We start from the raw sequence: 19,640 nt of genomic DNA on the forward strand, positions 1-19,640 counted from the left end.
ATGGCATCCGAGATCCAACTCACCGGCCGCCGTGTGCTCGTCACCGGCGCCGCCCGCGGCCTGGGCGCGAGCTTCGCCTGCGCATTGGTGGACGCCGGCGCGCGCGTGGTCATCAGCGACGTGCTGCACGAACAGGGCCGCCAGCTCGCACAGGACCTCGGCCCGAACGTGCACTACGTGCCACTGGACCTGCTCGATGCCGCCAGCGTGCGCGAAGGCGTGGACGCCGCCGCGCAGTGGCTGGGCGGCCTGGACGGCCTGATCAACAACGCGGCCATCACCAACTCGGGCGGCAAGGGCATGAACGACCTCAGCCCCGAGACCTGGGACCTGGTGATGGACGTGAACGTGCGCGGCACCTGGCTGGTCACCGCCGCCGCCCGCCCGCACCTGGCCGCCAGCGGCAGCGGCCGCGTGGTGAACATCGCCTCGGACACCGCGCTGTGGGGCGCGCCCCGCCTGCTGGCCTACGCCGCGAGCAAGGGTGCGGTGATCGCCATGACGCGTTCGCTGGCGCGCGAGATGGGCGAGGACGGCACCACCGTCAACGCCATCGCCCCCGGCCTCACCCTGGTGGAAGCCACCGCCTACGTGCCGCAGGAGCGGCACGACCACTACTTGAAAGGCCGCGCGATCCGGCGGCCCCAGGTGCCCGAAGACGTCAACGCCGCGGCGCTGTTTCTGCTGACGCAGGCCAGCGGCTTCATCACCGGTCAGCTGCTGCCCGTCAACGGCGGCTTCACCATGAATTGACATGAACACCCCCGTTTCTTGCTCACTTCGTGTAGCCGAATCCCCCCTCAAGGGGGCAATGCCAGTGGCCCGGCAAAGCCGGTTCCACGGCATTTCTGGTCAGATCATCTCGCGCGACCTCTCCCTCTGAAAGGAACATCATGAGCACAGCCACCATCCACAAACCCACCGCCGCGGCCAACCAGCCCGTGTTCAACGAACGCGGCCTGATGGATCCCAACATCCCCTCCGAAGCCGAAACCCAGCGCGTGATGATGCGCGCCGAAGGCCAGAGCTTCGCGCAGTGGATGGACAGCCGCGTGGCACGCAAGTCCACCCGCAGCTACGACTGGGACGCGCTGAAGTTCCAGGCCGATTACGACCCCAAGTACCGCCGCGCGCAGATGCGCTACGTGGGCACCGGCGGCACCGGCGTGAACAAGGACACCAACACCGTGCCCGCCGCGCACTTCACCTTCTCCACCATGGTCATTCCGGCCGGCAACATCGGCCCATCGCACATCCACTACGACGTGGAAGAGATCTTCTTCGTCATGCGCGGCGCGATGAAGGTGGTCTGCGAGAAGGACGGCGAGCGCTGGGAGACCATCGTCGGCGAGCGCGACCTGATATCGGTGCCGCCCGGCGTGTACCGCGAGGAACACAACGTGGGCGACGAAGACGCGCTGATGTGCGTGATGCTGGGCTCGCCGCAGCCGATCACGCCCACGTATCCCCCCGACTCCCCTCTGGCCAAGATCAAAAGGTGAATCTGGCTCCCCCCGCGCCGCTGCGCGTCACCCCTCAGGGGCGGCCCGGCAAAGCCGGTTCCGCGGTGTTTCTGGATCAACTTCACTTCACGCCTTCATGACACCTCTCGAAGCCCTCGCCCTCTACCCGCTGCGCAGCACCGTGCCGGCGGGTGGCGCGCGCGTGTCGCACCGCGAGGCGGGGTCGGCAGAGGCGGTGACGCACGTGCTGCTGCACGGCATCGGCTCGGCCTCGGGCAGCTGGGTGCGCCAGCTCAACGCGGCGGTGGGCACGCCCTTGCGCGTGCTGGCCTGGGACGCGCCCGGCTACGGCGGCAGCGACCCGGTGAAGGCCGACTGGCCGCGGGCCGACGACTACGCCGAGCGGCTCTGGGCCTGGCTCGATGCGCTGGGCGTTCGCACCCCGGTGACGCTGGTCGGCCACTCGCTGGGCGCGCTGATGGCCGCGCGTGCCGCCGTGCTGGCGCCGCCTCGCGTGCAGCGCCTGGTGCTGCTTTCACCCGCCGCCGGTTACGGCGACGCCGAGCCTGCGGTGCGCGAACAGAAGCTGCGCGACCGTCTGGCCACGCTGGAACGCCTGGGCCCCCAAGGCATGGCCCAGGCGCGCGGCGCGGCCATGCTCTCGCCCGGCGCGCCGGCCGAGCTGGTCGAAGCGGTTCAGGACAGCATGTCGCAGGTGATTCCCGCGGGCTACACGCAGGCCGCGCGCCTGCTCGCGCACGGCACCCTGGTGACCGACCTGGCCCGGGTGAAATGCCCCGTGGCCGTGGCCAGTGGCAGCGCCGACGGCATCACCACGCCCGCGTCGTGCCAGGCCGTGGCGCAGGCCGCCAGCGTGGCGTGGAATGATCTCGGTTCCGTGGGCCATGCGTGCCCGCTCGAAGCCCCCGGCGCGGTCAATGCCCTGCTGGGTCTGAACTGAAGACACAGGAGGAGAAAACCATGGCCACCGACAAGAACGACGACCGCTACACCGTGCCCGCGCTGATGCGCGGCCTGCAGCTGCTGATGCTGTTCAACCGCGACGAGCGCGAACTCACCGGCGCCGATATCTCGCGCCGCCTCGACCTGCCGCGCGCCTCGGTGTTCCGCATGCTGCAGACGCTGGAACAAGGCGGCTTCGTCGAGCGCGTGGGCGATGGCGCCTACTACAAGCTCGGTCTGGCCGTGCTGCGCCTGGGCTTCGAGTTCCTCGCGTCCATGGAGCTCACCGAGCACGGCCGCCCGGTCATCGAAGCCCTGCGCGACGCCTGCGGCTACTCGGCGCACCTGGTGGTGCGCGACGCGCGCGAGGTGGTCTTCATTGCCAAGGTTGCCGGCCGCAGCGCCCTCTTCCATTCCATCCAGGTCGGCGCGCGCCTGCCGGCCCACGCCACCGTGCTGGGCCGCCTGCTGCTCAGCGACCTCGACCTGAACGCGCTCAAGCAGCTCTACCCCGAGCCCGAACTGCCGAGCTACACGCCCAAGACGCCGACCACGGTCGAACAGCTCAAGCTGCTGATCGACCAGGACCGCGCCAACGGCTACGGCGTGAGCCAGGGCGGTTTCGAAACCGGCATCTCCACCATCGCCGCGCCGGTGTTCAACGACCGCGGCGAAGTGGCCGCGGCCGTGAGCATCAGCGTGCCGGCGCAGAACGTGCAGCCGGGCGAACTCGAGGTGCTCATCACCCAGGTGCGCCACGCCGCAGGCCAACTCACCGAACGCATCAGCCACTCGCCCAACCGCGGTGGCTGGCAAACCAAACCGACCGAAAAGAAAGTCGCATGAGCCCTTCTACGCAACGCATCACCGTGGGGGAACTCGCCGCCCGCTTCCTCGAGCAATGTGGCGTGCGCGCCGCCTTCGGCGTGATCTCCATCCACAACATGCCCATCCTCGACGCGTTCCACACGCGCGCGAAGATCCGCTTCGTTTCGGCGCGCGGCGAGGCAGGTGCGTGCAACATGGCCGATGCGTATGCACGCGTGAGCGGCACGCTGGGCGTGTGCGTCACCAGCACCGGCACAGGCTGCGGCAACGCGGCGGGCGCGATGGTCGAAGCCATCACCGCCGGCACGCCGCTGCTGCACCTCACGGGGCAGATCGAGTCGCCCTTCCTGGACCGCGACCTCGGCTACATCCACGAGCACCCGGCTCAACTGGCCATGCTCAAGTCGGTCGGCAAGGACGCCTTTCGCATCCGCAACCCCGAGACCGCCCTGGCCACGCTGCGCGAGGCCGTGCGCCTGGCGCAGACGCCGCCCTGCGGCCCGGTGAGCATCGAGATCCCGATCGACGTGCAGAAGATGAAGCTGGACCTGCCGGCCGACCTGTCGCCGCTGGCCGTGCCACCGGTGCAGCCCAACCTGGCCGCCGTGGACGCGCTGGCCGAGCGCCTGCTGAGCGCGAAGCGCCCGCTGTTGTGGCTCGGTGGTGGCGCGCGTGGCGCGAGCGCGGCGGCGCAACGCTTGGTGGCCATGGGTTGGGCCGTGGTGTCCTCGGTGCAGGGCCGCGGCATCGTGCCCGAAGACCACCCCGCCACGCTGGGTTCGTACAACCTGCAGAAGCCGGCCGAAGAGTTCTACGAAACCGTGGACGCGCTGCTGGCCGTGGGCACACGCCTGCGCAGCAACGAAACGCTGAACTACAAGCTCAAGCTGCCGGCCACGCGCTACCGCATCGACGCCAACGCGCTGGCCCACAACCGCGGCTACAGCAGCGAGCTGTTCGTGCACGGCGACGCCGGAATCACGCTCGACGCGCTGGCCGACCGGCTTGAACTTGCCATGGGTTCGGGCCGCATGCAGATCGACCCGCGGCTGGTGGCCGACGTGAAGCGCGCGCGCGCCGAAGCCGCCGCGCTGGTGGACGGCACGCTGGGCCAGTACGCCAAGCTCAAGAACACGCTGGCCGAGGTGGTCGGCAAAAACCTCTGGTGGGTGCGCGACATCACGCTGTCCAACAGCATGTGGGGCAACCGCGCGCCGGTGCTGGATCACCCGCGCGCCGGCGTGCACGCCCTGGGCGGCGGCATCGGCCAGGGCCTGGCCATGGGCGTGGGCGCGGCCGTGGCCGATGCCGAGCACGCGCTGGGCCGGCGCACCATCGCGCTCTGCGGCGACGGTGGCTTCATGCTCAACCTGGGCGAACTCGCCTGCGCCGCGCAAGAGAAGGCCAACGTGGTCTTCCTCGTCATGAACGACCAGCGCTACGGCGTCATCAAGAACATCCAGGACGACATCTACGGCAGCCGCCACGCCTACGTGGAACTGCACACGCCCGACTTCGCGCAGCTCTGCGCCAGCCTGCAGGTGCCGCACTTCAAGCTGGCCGACCCGGCCGCCACGCGCGAGACGCTGCAGAAGGCCCTGGCCATGGGCAATGGCCCGGTGGTGGTCGAGGTCGACATGAACACCTGGGGCCCGTTTGCCGTGAAGTTCGCCGGCCCGCCCAAGAAGAAGGAACTCGAGGTATGAACCCGCAGCAGGTCACGCTCATCGGCTTTGGTGCCATCGGCCGCACGCTGATGGCGCGCATGGCCGGGCACCCCTCGGTGCGCATCACGCACGTCGTGGTGTCCGAGAGCCACATGGCCGACGCGCAGGCCGCACTCGGCGCGGGCGTGACGGTCTGCAGCCAGGTCCCGCCCGAGACCACCCTGTTGCTCGAATGCGCGGGCCACGCCGCCATCGGCTGCCACGTGCTGCCCGCGCTGCAGCGCGGCATCGAATGCGCGGTGCTGTCCATCGGCGCGCTGTCGGAAACCGGCCTGCCCGAACAACTGGCCGACGCCGCCCAACGCGGCGGCACACGCGTGCACCTGCTGGCCGGTGCCATCGGCGGCATCGATGCGATCGCTTCCGCGCGTCTGGCCGGCCTGGACAGCGTGACCTACACCGGCCGCAAGCCGCCCGAAGGCTGGCGCGGCACCACCGCCGAACAGGTGGTGGACCTCGCGGCCATCACCGCGCCCACCGTGATCCTGGAAGCCACGGCGCGCGAAGCCGCACGCCTGTACCCGAAGAACGCCAACGTGGCCGCCACCGTCTCGCTCGCCGGCCTGGGCCTGGACGCGACGCGCGTGCGCCTGATCGCCGACCCGACCGTGACCGAGAACATCCACGAGATCGACGTGCGCGGCGCCTTCGGCGAAATGCACATCACCATGCGCGGCAAACCCCTGCCCGACAACCCCAAGACGTCCGCGCTCACGGTGCTCTCTGCCCTGCGCTTCCTGCACAACCGCACCTCGGCCGTGACGATATGACCACGCAACTGCAAAGCTTCTTCGCCGGCCGCTGGCGCGACGCCTCGGGCCCCGTCTACACCACCGAATACCCGCACGACGGCAGCACCGTGGCCCACCTGCATGCGGCCACCGCCGCCGACGTGGACGAGGCCGTGTTGGCCGCCGAACGCGCGCGCCTGCAACCCGCCTGGGCTGGCCTCAAGCACCACGAGCGCGCCGGCCTGCTCTACCGCATCGCCAACGGCATCCGCGAGCGCGGTGAAGAGCTGGCCCAGCTGCAGCGCCTGGACAACGGCAAGCCCATCAAGGAATGCCGTGCCCTGGTGGCGAGCGCGGCCGGCACCTTCCAGTTCTTCGGCGCCGCCGCCGAAACCTGGGAAGACACCATCACGCCCGCGCGCGGCGACTACCTGAGCATGAGCGTGCACGAGCCGCTGGGCGTGGTGGGAGCCATCACGCCGTGGAACTCCCCCATCGCCAGCGAAGCACAGAAGCTCGCGCCCGCGCTGGCCGCCGGCTGCGCCGTGGTGTTCAAGCCGGCCGAGATCACGCCGCGCATGGCCATCGAGCTGGCGAAGATCGCGCAGCAGGCCGGCGTGCCCGACGGCATCCTCAGCGTGCTGCCGGGCAAGGGCAGCATCGTGGGCGACGCGCTGGTGAAACACCCGCTGGTCAAGCGCATCGCCTTCACCGGTGGCACCAACGTGGGCATGGGCATCCAGCGCCTGGCGGCCGAGAAGCTCATGCCGACCTCGCTCGAACTCGGCGGCAAGTCGCCCACCATCGTGATGCCCGATGCCGACCTGGACCACGCGGTGGCCGGTGTCATCTACGGCATCTTCAGTTCCTCCGGCGAGTCCTGCATCGCCGGCTCGCGCGCCTTCGTGCACGAGAGCGTGTACGACGAATTCAAGGCGCGCCTGCTGGCCGGCGTGAAGAAGCTGCGCGTGGGCGACCCCTCGCGCGAGGACACGCAGATGGGCCCGCTGGTCAACCTGGGTCACCGCGCATCCGTCGAGCGCTACGTGCAGATGGGCCGAGAAGAAGGCGGCACCGTGCTGTGCGGTGGCGAGCGCCCCACGGGCAGCTACTTCGACGGCGGCAGCTACTACCTGCCCACCGTCTTCGAAGGCCTGCCCAACAGCGCGCGCATGTGCCAGGAAGAGATCTTCGGCCCGGTGCTCGCGCTGCTGCCGTGGAAAGACGAGGCCGACCTGATCGCCCAGTGCAACGACAACATGTTCGGCCTGGCTTCGGGCATCTGGACGCGCGACTTCAAGAGCGCCTGGCGCATTGGCCGCGCGCTGCAGACCGGCACCGTGTGGATCAACACCTACAAGGTCTTCTCCATCAGCACGCCCTTCACCGGCGTGAAGATGAGCGGCTACGGCCAGGAGAAAGGCCGCCTCGGCATTCTTGAATACACGAGCCAGAAGAGCTTCTATTGGGGACTGAACGAATCGCCCATGCCCTGGGCAAGTACATGAGCCCCCACGCTCCACCGCTGCGCGGGTCGCTGCCCCCCACGGGGGCGCGGCCTTGCTTGGGGCGGCCCTGCGCGGCGGCCCTTTTCGCCAACCTGTGAGACCTCGCACCATGAATACCCGCCGCACCCTCATCGCCCTTGCCTCCCTGCTCGCCGTCGTGGGCACGAACGTCCACGCCCAGAGCACCACCGACAAGGCGCTGGCCGCCGAGAAGTTCACGCTCGTCGCGCCCTTCCCGCCCGGCGGCCCCATCGACACGCTGGCGCGCGTGCTGGCCGACGGCCTGGCCAAGCGCTACGGCCAGACGGCCCTGGTCGACAACGCGCCCGGCGCGGCCGGCAACATCGGCATGGACAAGGTCAAGCGCGCCAAGGCCGACGGCCACACCCTGCTGGTGATCCCCGCCGGCAACCTGACCATCAACCCCACGCTGATGCCGAAGTTCCCCTTCAGCATCGAGAAGGACTTCGTGCCCGTGGCCATGCTGGCCAAGACGCCCAACGTGCTGGTGACCAATCCCGCCACCGGCATCAAGTCCGTGGCCGACCTGATCGCGCGCGCCAAGGCCAGGCCCGACACGCTCTCGTACGCGTCGCCCGGCGTGGGCAGCGGCCTGCACCTGGCCGGCGAGCTGTTCAAGTCGCAGTCGGGCGCGGACATCCTGCACATCGCCTACAAGGGCACGCCGCCGGCCATCGCCGACGTGATGGGCGGCAGCGTGCCGCTGATGTTCAGCAACCTGCCCACCGTGCTGCCGCACATCAAGAGCGGCAAGCTGGTCGCGCTGGCCGTGACCGACAGCACGCGCACGCCCACGGCGCCCGAGATCCCGACCCTGGCCGAGCTGGGCGTGCCCGGCGTGGTGGTGCCCTCCTGGTACGGCCTGCTGGCCCCGGCCGGCACGCCCGCCGACGTGGTGGCGCAGCTCGCGCGCGACGCCACCGCCATCCTGGCCGAACCCGCCGTGCGCGAGCGCCTGCAGGGCCAGGGCCTGAGCGCCTGGGACCTGCAGACCACCGCCTTCGACGCCCACATCCGCGACGAGACCGCGCGCTGGGCCAAGGTGATCAAGGACCGCGGCATCACGGTGGAGTAACACCGTGAGCGAGCCCGCGCCCAGCCCCAACGTGCTGATCACCATCGTGCTCAAGCACCACGCCGGCCTCACGCTCGACGAGGTGCAGGCAAAGCTGAAAGCCAGCGAATGGTGGGAACGTTTTCCGGTGGAGGGCACGCGCGTGGTGTCGTGGACGGTGGCCATGGGCCTGGGCCAGATCGTCACGCTGGAAGTGCCACCGCACCTGCTGGGCCAGGTCAACGTGGAGCTGGAGCGCTCGGCCTGGGGCGTGTTCGCCACCGAGTGTTACCCCAGCTACGACTTCGTGCCGGTGCGCGAACGCATCAGGGAACGCGTCCGTCAAGGTGGCCAGTGATGACGATCGCCGAAAAAATCCATGCACCCCAGGTGCCCGACTTGCCCACCGCGAGCTGGACCAACGGCTGGCGCATCGGGCAGGAGGTGGTGATGTCCGGCATGACCGCGCACCCCGCCACGCGCGAGGCCGCCGAACGCGGCGCGCCACTGGGTGCCTACGAACAGACCCTGGTGGTGTTGAAGAAACTTGAAGCGCTGGTGACGGCCGCGGGCGGCCACCGGCACAACCTGGTCAAGACCGTGGTCTACCTGACCGACATCGCCGACAAGGACGAGGTCGGCCGCGCGCGGCGCGACTTCTTCGACGGCGTCTACCCCTGCGCCACCCTGGTGTCGGTGAGTGCGCTGGTGTTCCCCGAACTGCGCGTGGAGATCGACGCCTGGGCGCGCCTGGACGTGGACCTGCGACAAGCCACGCCCCTCATTCAAGACAACAAAGGCTGAAGACATGGACCTGGGCATTGCCGGCAAGAAGGCGCTCGTGTGTGGCGCGAGTTCGGGGCTGGGCTACGCCTGCGCGGAAGCGCTGGTGAAAGACGGCGTGCACGTGGTGATCGTCGCGCGCACCGAAGGGCCGCTGCGCGAGGCCGCCGCACGCCTGGCCGCGCTGGGCGCGGGCCGGGTGGAATACGTGGCCGCCGACGTGACAAGCGACGAAGGCCGCGCGCGCATCTTCGCCGCACACCCCGATTTCGACATCCTGGTCACCAACGCGGGTGGCCCACCGCCGGGCGACTTCCGCACCTGGGACCGCGAGATCTGGCACAAGGCCATCGACGCCAACATGCTCGCGCCGATCGAGCTCATCAAGGCCACGGTGGACGGCATGATGGCGCGCGGCTGGGGTCGCATCGTCAACCTCACCTCCAGCGCGGTGAAGTCGCCGCTGGACGGCCTGGGCCTGTCCACCGGCGCGCGCAGCGGCCTCACCGGCTTTGTGGCCGGCCTGGCGCGCACCACCGTGGCGCGCGGCGTGACCATCAACAACCTGCTGCCCGGCACTTTCGACACCGCACGGCTGGAAAGCAACTTCGCCGCGCAGGCCAAGCGCGAAGGCAAGACCGTGGAAGCCGTGCGCGAGGCGCGTCTGGCCAAACACCCGGCCCACCGCGTCGGCCAGCCCAGTGAACTGGGCCACACCTGCGCCTACCTCTGCAGCGTGCACGCGGGCTACATCAACGGGCAGAACATCCTGCTCGATGGGGGTTCGTTCAGCGGGGTTTTCTGAGCCGTGCGGGCGTCGACGGGCGGTAAAGTCGCCGCATGGACGATGACCTGACGCAAGCCCTCGCCTGGGCCGAATGGCTCGGGGCACATGCGCTGCCCGTGCTCGCTGCCGCGCTGCTCCTGGTGCTCATCGCCTGCACCGCGCTCGTCGTCGGCTTCCACCGCTGCGGTGCACGCACCGCATGGGGCCGCTGGCCGCGCCCGCTGTTGCTGGGCGTTTGCCTGGCCGTCGGTGCGGGCCTGCTGATCGCCACGGCCTCCTTGTTCGCCGAAATGCTGGAAGCGTTCGATGCCGAAGAAGAGATCGGCCATTTCGACGAGCGGCTGACCGCGACCCTGGCACGCGAGCTGCCCCGTTCGGCGCTGCGCTTCTTCGGCACCCTGACCCACCTGGGTGACCCGTGGGCGCTGACGCTGCTGGTGACCGGTGTGGGCGTTCTGTTGCTCGCGCGCCGGCACACGTCGCTGGCCTTGGGCTGGGTGGTGGCCTGCGCGGGTGGCGGCTTGCTCAACCGGGTACTCAAGCAGATCTTCGAGCGGGTGCGCCCAGTGCACGACCACGGCTTCGCGCAAGCCGACGGCTACAGCTTTCCGAGCGGGCACTCATCCGGCTCGGTGGTGGTGTACGGCATGCTGGCCTATCTGTGCCTGCGGCTGCTGCCGCCGCGCTGGCACCTGAGCGGCGTGCTGCTGACCGCCACGCTCGCCTTCACCACGGGCTGGAGCCGCGTGATCCTGCAGGTGCATTGGGCGAGTGACGTGATCGCCGGGTTCGCGTTTGGCGTGGCCTGGCTGACGTTGTGCATTGCGGCGATCGAGCTGGCCCGGCGGTACGCGCGCGCATAACGCGCCGTCTTTCATCAACGGCGCTGCATTCGAGGAGGAGACATCATGGGTCGCAAGGAGTTTGAAGCTTCACGCGTGGACGGTGTTCACGCGCAGCTGGCGCGCATGGCCGGGCAGTGGCAGGGCCGCTTCCGCCTGTGGTTCGAGCCCGGTCCGCCGGCCGAGGACTCGGTGCAAACCGGCAGCATCCGCGTGCTGCTGGGCGGCCGCGTGCTGCTGCACGAGTACACCGGCCACTGCTGCGGCGAGCCCATGGAAGGCGTGGCGCTGATCGCCCACCACCTGGACGAGCGCCGGTACGAATCGGCATGGGCCGAAAGCTTCGGCACCGGCACGTCCATCATGTTCAGCACCGGCGACAGTGGAGACCCGCGCCTGTCGATGCTGGGCAGCTACGGCGACGGACAAGGCGACGCGCGCTGGGGCTGGCGCACGGAGATCGAGCAGCCCGACGACGACACGCTCGACCTGCTCATGTACAACATCAGCCCCTCGGGTGAAGAGGCACTGGCTGTGGAGGTGAACTACCGGCGGGTGCCGCCGGATGCGGGCGGCACCTGAAGTGGCCGAACAGCCGCTTCGCTGCGATCGCCGTCGCCCGAAAGTCGTTGCCGATTTCACGGCCTTGACTCAGATCAATGCGCAGAGGAACTCGCCGGCCCATCATGGGATGGGGTGTATCGCAAACTTCTCGTCATCGTGACCGGGAAGGCGTCTGCCTGGCGTCAAGTGCCGCAACATGTTCTTTCCATGCTTCTAAGCCGCACGCAGCGCTGGCTCGGTGTTCTGGCCATCGTGGCAGGGCTGACTCTGCTCGGCCTGTTTGGTGCACGCACCTGGCACCAGTATCAGTACGCTCAGCTTGTGGCGTCGGGGCAGATCAAGGTGGAAACGCTGCGCGGCTGGATGACACTGCCCTACATTGCAAAGGCGTATGGCGTTCCCGAGTCGCGCCTGCGCGAAACCTTGGGCTTGCCCGCCTCCGGGGATGAAGATCGCAGCTTGCGCACTTGGTTTGATCTCCAGGGTATTGACCCGGTCTCGGGGCGTGCTCGGGTCGAGGCGCTGATACAGGCCGAATCCGCCAGACGTGAGGCAGCGGGTGAGTGAAGTCAGCGAGTGGCTGCTGACGGCCCTGCTCAATCACGGAAACACATTGCTGGGGGGTACGCTGTTTCTCGCTGCGTTCGGTATTCCACTGCCTGCCACCATGTTGCTGATGGCCGCAGGCTCCTTCACCCGGCAGGGCGTTTTGCCCCTTGAAGGCGCGTTGCTGTCGGCATGCGTGGGTGCGGTGGCCGGCGACGGTTGCAGCTATGTGCTCGGACGAACCGGCCTGAAACTGGTGCCTCGAAGCATCACAGGTTCTCAGGGTTGGCAGCGTGCGGCAGCGCTGTTTTCTCGCTGGGGTGGCTGGGGAGTTTTTGTCAGCCGCTTCCTGCTCACACCGGTGGCCCTGCCGGTCAATCTGCTGGCGGGTTCGACCCGCTATCCCTGGCAGCGTTTCATGTCCGCAGTGGTGGCTGGGGAAGTGATCTGGGTCTTCCTGTTTGGTGGCCTCGGACACCTGTTTGCCAGCCAGTGGGAAGTCCTGAGTCAACTCGCTGGAGATGCCATGGGGGTTTTGATGGGTGCTGTGCTGGTGTTGGGTGGCATCTGGGCGCTTGTGTCCAGTCGCCAGCGCCGCCGTTGAGAGCGTGCAGTTCGCGAGACCGGCCCAGCTCGCGAGGCTGGGCGCCGATCTCCGCGCAATGGCGACGGTAGTCCGCAATGCAGGTTCCATGGTGGTCGTCCTCATTGGTCGGGATGCTGATGACGGTATTCCTGCGTCTTGCCACCGAAACCGTAGGCAGTGGCCCGAACGTCCTGCACGTACACATAGCTTTCGGGGTGCAGCTCTCCCAGGAGGCGTGCGAAGACCTCGAACGCCTCGCCCACATAGCGCGCCTTCTCGGCCTTGGTGTTGGTCTCGTCGACCACCTTCACATCGAAGTAGAAGCTGGCCTTCTTGAGTTCGGCCAGCGACTTGCCTGCGACGTACCAGTCGCGCGGGTCGACATAGGCGATCACCACCGCGGTCAGGTCGCGCCGCTTGCCGAGCACGCGGCTGGTCAGTTCAAGCAGCGCTTCCGTGATGCGCTCGGAGAGCTCGGGCGTCCGCTGCGCGGAGACTTTGACATTGAGGATGGGCATGGATGTTTTCCTGTTGTTGGGGGGTGTCTTGACTCTAGGAAAAGCGGCTGCGGCCGGAAACCGTCGGGCGCGATAATTGGTTTTGCTCCGGACGCAAAGGCATGCCTGATGAAACAATTTCTGCCCGATCCTTCAGACCTGCGCTGGCTTGTTCGCTCGCTCGATCTGCGTTCGTTCTCTGCGGCCGCACGAGAGTTGAATGTTGCGGTTTCCGTCGTCGCGCGTGGTGTGGACCGCCTGGAGGCCGGGTATGGCGTCACGTTGTTGCGTCGATCCACGCATGGGCTGTCGGCAACACCCGAAGGCTCCGACCTGGCGCAAGAGGCGCGTGTACTGCTGGCCCAGCTGGAGGACATCTCTGCGTCGCTGTCGAAGCAGCGCAATCGTGTGGCCGGCACGTTGAGGCTGGCCTCGAGTCAGGAAATCTGCGAGGAGCTGGTCTTGCCGCGCCTGGCCCAGCTGCAAGCGCGGCATCCCGCACTGCGGATTGAGCTGGTGGCCGAGGACCGGGTTGCCGACCTGGTGACGGACGGCATCGACGTGGCTCTGCGAACAACGGTGGGCAACAGCGAGCTGGTGGTCGCCCGCGAGCTGGGCAAGTTCGAGCGGCGCCTGTATGCCTCGCCCCAGTATTTGCACCAACACGGAGAGCCGGCAGACCCCCATGAGCTGCAACAGCACCAGACCGTTACCCACACTGCGCAAGGACTCGCCGTGACCTGGGCATTCCGCAAGGCGGGCAAACGAGTGGACGTCACGATCAGGTCGCATCTTGCCGCCAATACCTCTGCCCTGGTGCACCACGCTCTGGTGGCCGGGGCTGGCATCGGCATGCTGTCGCGTCCGTTGGCTGCGGCAGATGTGGCCAGCGGACGCCTGGTGGAGATCCTGGCACCGTTCGCTTCAGGCACGGCGTACACCATGTTCGCCGTCTCGTTGCCCAGTCGGCGCAACGCTGCGAGGGTGAAGGCCGTGATCGACTTTCTTCAGGAAGTTGCCCATCAGCGGTGGGCCTTGACGTCTGCCTAGCGAGTCAGCTCTACCCGTCAATCCCCAGCCGACGCCGTGTTCGGGCTGCCCATCGCCGTGCGGCGTGCCACCTCGCGTTTGGCATATGCGGCAGGCGACAGGCCGGCCCAGCGGCGGAAGGCGCGGGCGAACACCTTGTCGGACTCATAGCCCGCGCCCTGCGCCACCTGCGCCAGTGGCAGGTGCCCTGCTTCCAGCTTCTCGGCGGCCAGTGCCATGCGGTGGCCACCCAGGTAGCCCATGGGCGTGTCGCCCACCAGGGCCTTGAAGCGGTCGCTGAAGCGCGAGCGGGACATGGCGGCTTCGCGCGCCAGGGCTTCCACGGTCCAGCCGCGAGCGGGTTCGCGGTGCATGGCGGCAATGGCGCGTGCGATGGCGGGGTCCGACAGGCCGCGCCACCAGCCGGCCTCGGTGGGGCCGGCCGCGCGCAGCAGGTGTTCGCGCAGGATGTTGACCATCAGCAGCTCGCCCATGCGGCTGGCCGACAGGCGCCAGCCGGGGCGCTGGTCGAGCGTCTCGGTCACCAGCGACTCCATGGTGCCCGTCAGACTCACGGCGGTGGACAGTTCGCTGGCGCGCACGTGGATCAGCGGCGGCAACACGCTCAACACCGAGTGCCGGCAGTAGGCAGAGAACCACAGCAGCGCGCTGAACATCTCGCAGCTTTCGCCACCGCCGCCGTGGTGCAGGTCCAGCGGGGCTTCGTCGCGCGCGCCGGGCGTGCGCTGCGTGAGCAACTGGGCAAAGGGCACGGTGGGTGCGTCGGGCGCGGAGCTCATGCGGTGCGCCGCGCCCAGCGGCAGCATCACCAGATCGCCGGGCTCCACGCGCAGCGGCGGGCCACCGCCCGCCACGTCCACCCACCAGGGGGCGCCGCGCGCCATGCGGATCATGGCCGAGCCCGACACACCGCTGGAGTGCAGGCCCCAGGGAGCGGAGAGGTGGAAGCGTGCCGTCACCGCGCGCTCGGCGCGGCAGATGGCAAGAACTTCACCGAGGACATCCATGGACGAATCGTCCCCTTTTAGAGCGTCAAAGCGGTTGAGTGCACAGGGCGGCCGCTGAACAATGCATGCATCGTAAATGCAGGAGCAGACCCATGAGCGGATTGAAAATCGGTATCGCCGGCGGTGGTGTGGGCGGGCTGGCCGCCGCCATCGCGTTGCGGGCACAAGGCCATGACGTGACGGTGTTCGAGCAGGCCAGAGGCTTCTCGCGCGTGGGCGCGGACATCAACCTCACGCCCAACGTGGTGCGCGCCATCGATGGCCTGGGCGCGGGCGCGGCCATTCGCGAACGCGGAGCGCGCCCCACCTTCCGCATCAGCCGCGACTGGGACACGGGCCAGGAGACCTCGCGCCTGGGCATGGGCAACATCGCTGAAGAACAGTACGGCGCGCCGCAGGTCACCATCCACCGCGCCGACATCATCAACGCGCTGGCCGAGAACTTTCCGATCGGGAACATCCAGTTCGACAAGCGCGTCAAGACCCTCACGCAATCCGACGCCGGCGTGACCGTGCGGTTCGACGACGGCAATGAAGCCGCCTTCGACGTGGTGGTGGGCGCCGACGGCATCCACTCGCGCGTGCGCGGCGCGCTCTTTGGCGAGGAGAAGCCGCGCTTCACCGGCGTGGTGTCGTTCCGCTCGGTGGTGCCCACCGCGCGCGTGAAGCACGTGCCCGAGATCGAGGCCTTCACCAAGTGGTGGGGCCCGAACCCGCAAAGCCAGATCGTCACCTTCCCGCTCAACCAGGGCCGCGAAACATTCGTGTTCGCCACCACCGGGCAGGACAGCTGGCACGAAGAGTCCTGGACCAGCGAAGGCGACGTGAACGAGCTGCGCAGCTTCTACAAGGACTTCCACGCCGACGCGCGCGCGCTGCTCGACGCTTGCGACACCACCCTCAAGAGCGCGCTGTACGAACGCGAGCCGCTGCCCGCTTGGTCCGTGGGCACGGTCACGCTGCTGGGCGACGCCTGCCACCCGATGCTGCCCTTCATGGCGCAGGGCGCGGGCATGGCGATTGAAGACGCCGTGGTGCTGGGCCGCGCGCTCGCGGGAGTGAGCGACCGGGCGCAAGCAGTTCAGGCACTGCGCCGCTACGAGAAGACGCGCCAGGAACGCACCGCGAAGATCCAGATCGGTTCGCGCGGCAACCAGTGGATGAAGGGACAGGGCAACGCCGACTGGGTGTATGGCTACGACGCCTGGAACGTGGCACTGGCCGGGGCCTGAGAACGGATGGGGATTGCGCTCAGATGTCCAGCACCAGCCGGTCGCTCTTGCAGCCCGAGACGCAGACCATCATGGCCTTGTTGGTCGCGCGCTCGGCGTCGGTGAGCACCATGTCGCGGTGGTCGGGCACGCCTTCGAGCACCTTGGTTTCGCACGAGCCGCAGATGCCCTCTTCGCAGCTGAAGGGCACGTCGGCCTTGATCTCGATCAGGCGCTTGTGCAGCGTGGTGTCGGGCGTGACCTCGAACATCTGGCCGCTGCGGCGCAGCTCGACGGTGAAGGTGGTCTTCGCGTCGTCCGCCGCCGCCACTTCCACCGCCGTGAAGCGTTCGATGTGGGCATTGGCGTGGCCGAGCGCGGCACAGGTCTTCTCGAAGTTGTCGAGCATCACGGCCGGGCCGCAGGCGTAGTAGTGTTCGCTGGCCGTGACAGGCCTCTTGCCCAGCAAAGCCTTGAGGTCGGGCGGGCCGCCCTTCTCGTCGTCGAAGTGCCAGGTGACGGGCACGCCCAGCGCCTCGATCTCGGCGACGAAGGCCGCACTCTTGCGCGAGCGCGCGAAGTACAGAAACTCGAAGCTCTTGCCCAGGTCTTTCAGGCGGCGCGCCATGCAGAGCACCGGCGTCACGCCGATGCCACCGGCCACCAGCACCGAGTGCGTGGCGTCCTCGTGCAAGGCAAAGAGGTTGCGCGGCTCGCTGATGGTGATGCGCATGCCCACGCGCAGCTGCTCGTGCACGCAGCGTGAGCCGCCGCGGCTGGCGCGGTCTTTCAACACGCCGACCACGTAGCGGTGGCGTTCCTGGCTGCTGTTGCAGAGCGAGTAGCTGCGCACCATGCCGTTGGGCAGGTGCAGGTCGATGTGGGAGCCGGCTGCGAACGCGGGGAACACGACGTCGGGTGCCGGTCGCAGGTCCACGCTGATGATGTCGTCGGCCTCGAAACTCAGTGTGTGGACCCAGGCCTGCAAGGTGTTGATCGTGCTCATCCTGCGATTCTCACGCTGGCTTGTTGAGCTGCGCCTTGGCGAGGTTCCTCAGGTGGCGGCGCAGGCGCACGATGCCCATGTCGTGCGCGTAGAGGTGCTCACGCTTGTTGGCATCGGGCTCCATGTTCTCCACCGCCACGCGGTCCTGCTCCAGCACGTTCCAGTGGCGTTCTTCCAGGCGGTTCTTGTAGAGGAAGCGCCAGGTGTCGCGCTGCCAGCCGCTCACGCGGCGGCAACGCCAGTGAAAGACGCCCGAGGTGCGGTTGCTGATGGGTGTGTAGCTGCCGATGATGGTGAAGTTGCCACCAGGGCCGCCGGTCTTGGGGTACGGGATCTCCAGGCGCATCACATGGATGCCCAGGTCCATCCATTCGGTCCAGTCGAAGTTGATGCCGCGCTGGCCCTTCTTCTCGAAGATGAAGCCGTTCTCGATGTCGCGGATCTGGAACTCGGCCTGGCTGTCGCCCTCGCTCATGGTGTGCGATTGCTTGTGCAGGTAGACGCCGTGCATGGGATCCATCACGTTGTCCACCACGTAGCGGTAGTCACCGCCCCACTCGGTGTAGCAGAGGAAGGACGACCACTCGGGCGAGGTCAGTTGCTCGGGCAGGCGCAGCGGGGGCGCATCGTCCAGGATCGGGTTGCTGGCGTTGTAGAGAAAGATCGCGCCGGCCGCTTCGGTGGCGTGGAACATGCGCGCGGGGCGAGAGCCTTCGAGCTTGCAGCCGGGGCTGCCGGGCACGCGGGTGACGGTGCCGTCGCAGCGCACCTCGACACCGTGGTACGGGCAGGCCAGGCGGTCGCCCAGGTTCACGCCCAGCGAAAGTGGCGCGCCGCGGTGCGGGCAGTGGTCTTCGAGCGCATGCACCTGGCCCGTGGCGTCGCGCCAGATCGCGATCTTGTAGCCCAGGCGGCGCAGCGAGATCGGGCTGTCCTTCACGAAACCGGACGGGCAGACCGGATACCACAGGTCCTTGAGGCCGACCTCAAGGGCGGCATCGACCGGGTCGAGCTGGACGTTGATGACAGAGGTATCCATGGTCGTGTCTCCTGGCGGGTGTGCTGGGGTGGGTGGCGTTCAGGCGCCGAGGCGGGCCATTTCCTGCTGGAAGGACTGCTCCGTCCAGCGCTGGCCGTTGGGACCGGACGGACCCGCGTCGTTGAGGTACTTCACCAGGCCATCGAGGTCGTGGATGCCCTGCGCGTAAGCGCGCTCGATCGAGTCACCGAGCAGGCCTTCGTACGAGGTCGGCGGTGAGGTGCGGGACTGGTGGGTTTCGTTGTACAGGTCGGGTGTGCGCATGGTGTTGGTCTCCGTGGTGGTCATTCCGTGGGTGGCTTGACCTTGTCGGTCATGAACTTGCCGCTGGGCGCTGCAGCGTTCACCTGGCGTCGGGTGTTGCCGTCGATGCCGCCCTTGATGGCCCATTCGGCGAACACGGTGGGGCCGGGCGTGAATTCGCGCGGCAGCCAGTCGGCGGTGAGTTCGTCCTCGTCGGTGTAGTACTCCACCAGCGCGCCGGCCGGGCTCTCGAAGTACCAGAACATGGCCGAGGAAATCGGATGGCGGCCGGGGCCGAGCTCGGTGCTCCAGCCGCTGCGCGACATGTGCATGCCGCCGCCCACCACCTCGTGCAGGTCGCGCACGGCGAAGGCCACATGGTTCAGGCCCTTGCGTGGCTCGGGCGGCTGCAGCAGGAACAGGTCGTGGTGGCCGCCTTCGGGCGCGCAGCGCAGGAACAGGCCGCGCTGCGGGTAGCTGTCGGAGACGACGAAATCCAGGTTCTCGGTGTAGAACGCGCCGGTGGCCTGCAGGTCGGTCACGAAGAACACCACGTGCCCCACCTCGACCGGCGTGGCGCGGTCGTAGGCCGGGCTGCGCTGATTGCGGCGCGGGCGGTCGCTCCAGGTGTTGACGAGTGCGCTTTCGATCTTCACGTCGCGTTTTTTTGTGAGCTGCAGGCGGACCGCCAGACCATTGGGGTCGGTGCAGCCGATGCGGCCGTCGGCGTTCACAAAGCCGGGCTGATGCTGCAGGCGCTTGCGGTACAGCGCCAGGCTCTCGGGTGTGTCCACGCCCCAGACCACCTCGCGCAGCGTCGGGTCGGGCTCGACGCCGGCGGGCAGGCCCGGCTTGTCGGAATGGGCCACCACCACGCGGCAGCCATTGAGCGATTCGAACACCAGCTCTTGCTCGGCTTCGCTCACCAGCTTGAGACCCCAGTCCAGGAAGAACTGCCGGCAACGCGGCAGATCGGCGGCGCCGTAGGTGATTTGGTCGATGCCCAGTACGCTCATCTGCAGTCCTTGAAGTGCCTGGTCGCTGCGACGGCCAAACGTTTCTTTAGTAAACCCGTGTTTCTTACTTGAAACGGACCGAATTCTACCGGCAAACGCGCAGCGTGTGAAGTGGCTTCGCAGAGTAATTTGCTCGGCTTTGTGCCCTGGGCGCTCTCGGCGCCCTCG

General features: G+C 68.1%; 23 protein-coding genes. 17 read left to right on the plus strand and 6 right to left on the minus strand.

What is annotated here, in order from left to right:
- The 15 genes from V6M63_RS16095 (at position 1) to V6M63_RS16165 (ending at position 12,421) form a co-directional block, all read left to right on the plus strand.
- Positions 1-753 (plus strand): SDR family oxidoreductase, encoded by a 753-nt coding sequence (locus V6M63_RS16095; RefSeq protein ID WP_332743501.1) that lies wholly within the window; start codon positions 1-3, stop codon positions 751-753.
- 251 nt (positions 754-1,004) lie between these two features.
- Positions 1,005-1,502, plus strand: a complete 498-nt coding sequence (locus tag V6M63_RS16100) for a cupin domain-containing protein (protein WP_332743583.1) — start codon at positions 1,005-1,007, stop codon at positions 1,500-1,502.
- 97 nt (positions 1,503-1,599) lie between these two features.
- A complete protein-coding gene (locus V6M63_RS16105) occupies positions 1,600-2,424 on the plus strand; it encodes an alpha/beta fold hydrolase (protein ID WP_332743502.1) in 825 nt (274 codons plus the stop codon).
- Between the two features lie 20 nt (positions 2,425-2,444).
- Positions 2,445-3,272, plus strand: a complete 828-nt coding sequence (locus V6M63_RS16110) for an IclR family transcriptional regulator (RefSeq protein WP_332743503.1) — start codon at positions 2,445-2,447, stop codon at positions 3,270-3,272.
- Entirely contained in the window at positions 3,269-4,960 is a 1,692-nt protein-coding gene (locus V6M63_RS16115; RefSeq protein WP_332743505.1) for a thiamine pyrophosphate-binding protein, read from the plus strand. The genes V6M63_RS16110 and V6M63_RS16115 overlap by 4 nt, the downstream gene beginning before the upstream one ends.
- Entirely contained in the window at positions 4,957-5,751 is a 795-nt protein-coding gene (locus V6M63_RS16120; RefSeq protein ID WP_332743507.1) for an aspartate dehydrogenase, read from the plus strand. Before V6M63_RS16115 ends, V6M63_RS16120 begins: the two co-directional genes overlap by 4 nt.
- Complete coding sequence (locus V6M63_RS16125) at positions 5,748-7,220, plus strand: aldehyde dehydrogenase (RefSeq protein ID WP_332743509.1); 1,473 nt, start codon at positions 5,748-5,750, stop codon at positions 7,218-7,220. Before V6M63_RS16120 ends, V6M63_RS16125 begins: the two co-directional genes overlap by 4 nt.
- A gap of 109 nt (positions 7,221-7,329) precedes the next feature.
- Entirely contained in the window at positions 7,330-8,316 is a 987-nt protein-coding gene (locus tag V6M63_RS16130; protein WP_332743511.1) for a Bug family tripartite tricarboxylate transporter substrate binding protein, read from the plus strand.
- Positions 8,317-8,320: 4 nt separating this feature from the next.
- Complete coding sequence (locus V6M63_RS16135; protein WP_332743512.1) at positions 8,321-8,653, plus strand: hypothetical protein; 333 nt, start codon at positions 8,321-8,323, stop codon at positions 8,651-8,653.
- Positions 8,653-9,099, plus strand: coding sequence for a RidA family protein (locus V6M63_RS16140; RefSeq protein ID WP_332743514.1), 447 nt, complete (start codon positions 8,653-8,655; stop codon positions 9,097-9,099). The genes V6M63_RS16135 and V6M63_RS16140 overlap by 1 nt, the downstream gene beginning before the upstream one ends.
- Before the next feature lie 4 nt (positions 9,100-9,103).
- On the plus strand, positions 9,104-9,883 hold the full coding sequence (locus V6M63_RS16145) for an SDR family oxidoreductase (protein WP_332743516.1): 780 nt from the start codon (positions 9,104-9,106) through the stop codon (positions 9,881-9,883).
- 35 nt (positions 9,884-9,918) lie between these two features.
- Positions 9,919-10,728 (plus strand): phosphatase PAP2 family protein, encoded by an 810-nt coding sequence (locus V6M63_RS16150; protein ID WP_332743518.1) that lies wholly within the window; start codon positions 9,919-9,921, stop codon positions 10,726-10,728.
- A gap of 45 nt (positions 10,729-10,773) precedes the next feature.
- Positions 10,774-11,289, plus strand: a complete 516-nt coding sequence (locus tag V6M63_RS16155; protein ID WP_332743520.1) for a DUF1579 domain-containing protein — start codon at positions 10,774-10,776, stop codon at positions 11,287-11,289.
- 114 nt (positions 11,290-11,403) lie between these two features.
- Positions 11,404-11,838: a hypothetical protein gene (locus V6M63_RS16160; protein ID WP_332743522.1), complete on the plus strand. Its 435-nt coding sequence runs from the start codon at positions 11,404-11,406 to the stop codon at positions 11,836-11,838.
- A complete protein-coding gene (locus tag V6M63_RS16165) occupies positions 11,831-12,421 on the plus strand; it encodes a DedA family protein (RefSeq protein ID WP_332743524.1) in 591 nt (196 codons plus the stop codon). The genes V6M63_RS16160 and V6M63_RS16165 overlap by 8 nt, the downstream gene beginning before the upstream one ends.
- A 101-nt stretch (positions 12,422-12,522) precedes the next feature.
- On the opposite strand, the gene V6M63_RS16170 is transcribed toward V6M63_RS16165, so the two are convergent.
- The gene (locus V6M63_RS16170) at positions 12,523-12,921 is read right to left on the minus strand and encodes a tautomerase family protein (RefSeq protein WP_332743526.1); all 399 of its coding nucleotides are present in this window, start codon (positions 12,919-12,921) and stop codon (positions 12,523-12,525) included.
- Between the two features lie 108 nt (positions 12,922-13,029).
- On the opposite strand from V6M63_RS16170, the gene V6M63_RS16175 reads away from it, so the two are divergent.
- Positions 13,030-13,950, plus strand: a complete 921-nt coding sequence (locus V6M63_RS16175) for a LysR family transcriptional regulator (protein WP_332743528.1) — start codon at positions 13,030-13,032, stop codon at positions 13,948-13,950.
- Between the two features lie 17 nt (positions 13,951-13,967).
- On the opposite strand, the gene V6M63_RS16180 is transcribed toward V6M63_RS16175, so the two are convergent.
- Entirely contained in the window at positions 13,968-14,957 is a 990-nt protein-coding gene (locus tag V6M63_RS16180; protein WP_332743530.1) for an AraC family transcriptional regulator, read from the minus strand.
- 92 nt (positions 14,958-15,049) lie between these two features.
- Here V6M63_RS16180 and V6M63_RS16185 point away from each other — a divergent pair, with 92 nt between their 5' ends.
- Positions 15,050-16,189, plus strand: coding sequence for an FAD-dependent monooxygenase (locus tag V6M63_RS16185; protein ID WP_332743532.1), 1,140 nt, complete (start codon positions 15,050-15,052; stop codon positions 16,187-16,189).
- A gap of 19 nt (positions 16,190-16,208) precedes the next feature.
- On the opposite strand, the gene V6M63_RS16190 is transcribed toward V6M63_RS16185, so the two are convergent.
- The 4 genes from V6M63_RS16190 to V6M63_RS16205 are packed head-to-tail and all read right to left on the minus strand — an operon-like array spanning position 16,209 to position 19,472.
- The gene (locus V6M63_RS16190; RefSeq protein ID WP_332743533.1) at positions 16,209-17,174 is read right to left on the minus strand and encodes a PDR/VanB family oxidoreductase; all 966 of its coding nucleotides are present in this window, start codon (positions 17,172-17,174) and stop codon (positions 16,209-16,211) included.
- A 10-nt stretch (positions 17,175-17,184) separates the two neighbouring features.
- Complete coding sequence (locus tag V6M63_RS16195) at positions 17,185-18,213, minus strand: aromatic ring-hydroxylating dioxygenase subunit alpha (RefSeq protein WP_332743535.1); 1,029 nt, start codon at positions 18,211-18,213, stop codon at positions 17,185-17,187.
- Between the two features lie 39 nt (positions 18,214-18,252).
- Positions 18,253-18,501 (minus strand): recombinase-like helix-turn-helix domain-containing protein, encoded by a 249-nt coding sequence (locus tag V6M63_RS16200; protein ID WP_332743537.1) that lies wholly within the window; start codon positions 18,499-18,501, stop codon positions 18,253-18,255.
- Positions 18,498-19,472 (minus strand): VOC family protein, encoded by a 975-nt coding sequence (locus V6M63_RS16205; RefSeq protein ID WP_332743539.1) that lies wholly within the window; start codon positions 19,470-19,472, stop codon positions 18,498-18,500. Before V6M63_RS16205 ends, V6M63_RS16200 begins: the two co-directional genes overlap by 4 nt.
- Positions 19,473-19,640 lie beyond the last annotated feature (168 nt).

The sequence above is a fragment of the Hydrogenophaga sp. genome (assembly GCF_036675665.1).
In the GTDB taxonomy this organism is placed as follows: Bacteria; Pseudomonadota; Gammaproteobacteria; order Burkholderiales; family Burkholderiaceae_C; genus Hydrogenophaga.

Bases quoted from the DNA above. Each gene is read 5' to 3' on its own strand.
- V6M63_RS16095 (WP_332743501.1), top strand. From the start codon at position 1: ATGGCATCCGAGATCCAACTCACCGGCCGCCGTGTGCTCGTCACCGGC.
- V6M63_RS16100 (WP_332743583.1), top strand. From the start codon at position 1,005: ATGATGCGCGCCGAAGGCCAGAGCTTCGCGCAGTGGATGGACAGCCGC.
- V6M63_RS16105 (WP_332743502.1), top strand. From the start codon at position 1,600: ATGACACCTCTCGAAGCCCTCGCCCTCTACCCGCTGCGCAGCACCGTG.
- V6M63_RS16110 (WP_332743503.1), top strand. From the start codon at position 2,445: ATGGCCACCGACAAGAACGACGACCGCTACACCGTGCCCGCGCTGATG.
- V6M63_RS16115 (WP_332743505.1), top strand. From the start codon at position 3,269: ATGAGCCCTTCTACGCAACGCATCACCGTGGGGGAACTCGCCGCCCGC.
- V6M63_RS16120 (WP_332743507.1), top strand. From the start codon at position 4,957: ATGAACCCGCAGCAGGTCACGCTCATCGGCTTTGGTGCCATCGGCCGC.
- V6M63_RS16125 (WP_332743509.1), top strand. From the start codon at position 5,748: ATGACCACGCAACTGCAAAGCTTCTTCGCCGGCCGCTGGCGCGACGCC.
- V6M63_RS16130 (WP_332743511.1), top strand. From the start codon at position 7,330: ATGAATACCCGCCGCACCCTCATCGCCCTTGCCTCCCTGCTCGCCGTC.
- V6M63_RS16140 (WP_332743514.1), top strand. From the start codon at position 8,653: ATGACGATCGCCGAAAAAATCCATGCACCCCAGGTGCCCGACTTGCCC.
- V6M63_RS16145 (WP_332743516.1), top strand. From the start codon at position 9,104: ATGGACCTGGGCATTGCCGGCAAGAAGGCGCTCGTGTGTGGCGCGAGT.
- V6M63_RS16150 (WP_332743518.1), top strand. From the start codon at position 9,919: ATGGACGATGACCTGACGCAAGCCCTCGCCTGGGCCGAATGGCTCGGG.
- V6M63_RS16155 (WP_332743520.1), top strand. From the start codon at position 10,774: ATGGGTCGCAAGGAGTTTGAAGCTTCACGCGTGGACGGTGTTCACGCG.
- V6M63_RS16170 (WP_332743526.1), bottom strand. From the start codon at position 12,921: ATGCCCATCCTCAATGTCAAAGTCTCCGCGCAGCGGACGCCCGAGCTC.
- V6M63_RS16175 (WP_332743528.1), top strand. From the start codon at position 13,030: ATGAAACAATTTCTGCCCGATCCTTCAGACCTGCGCTGGCTTGTTCGC.
- V6M63_RS16180 (WP_332743530.1), bottom strand. From the start codon at position 14,957: ATGGATGTCCTCGGTGAAGTTCTTGCCATCTGCCGCGCCGAGCGCGCG.
- V6M63_RS16185 (WP_332743532.1), top strand. From the start codon at position 15,050: ATGAGCGGATTGAAAATCGGTATCGCCGGCGGTGGTGTGGGCGGGCTG.
- V6M63_RS16190 (WP_332743533.1), bottom strand. From the start codon at position 17,174: ATGAGCACGATCAACACCTTGCAGGCCTGGGTCCACACACTGAGTTTC.
- V6M63_RS16195 (WP_332743535.1), bottom strand. From the start codon at position 18,213: ATGGATACCTCTGTCATCAACGTCCAGCTCGACCCGGTCGATGCCGCC.
- V6M63_RS16200 (WP_332743537.1), bottom strand. From the start codon at position 18,501: ATGACCACCACGGAGACCAACACCATGCGCACACCCGACCTGTACAAC.
- V6M63_RS16205 (WP_332743539.1), bottom strand. From the start codon at position 19,472: ATGAGCGTACTGGGCATCGACCAAATCACCTACGGCGCCGCCGATCTG.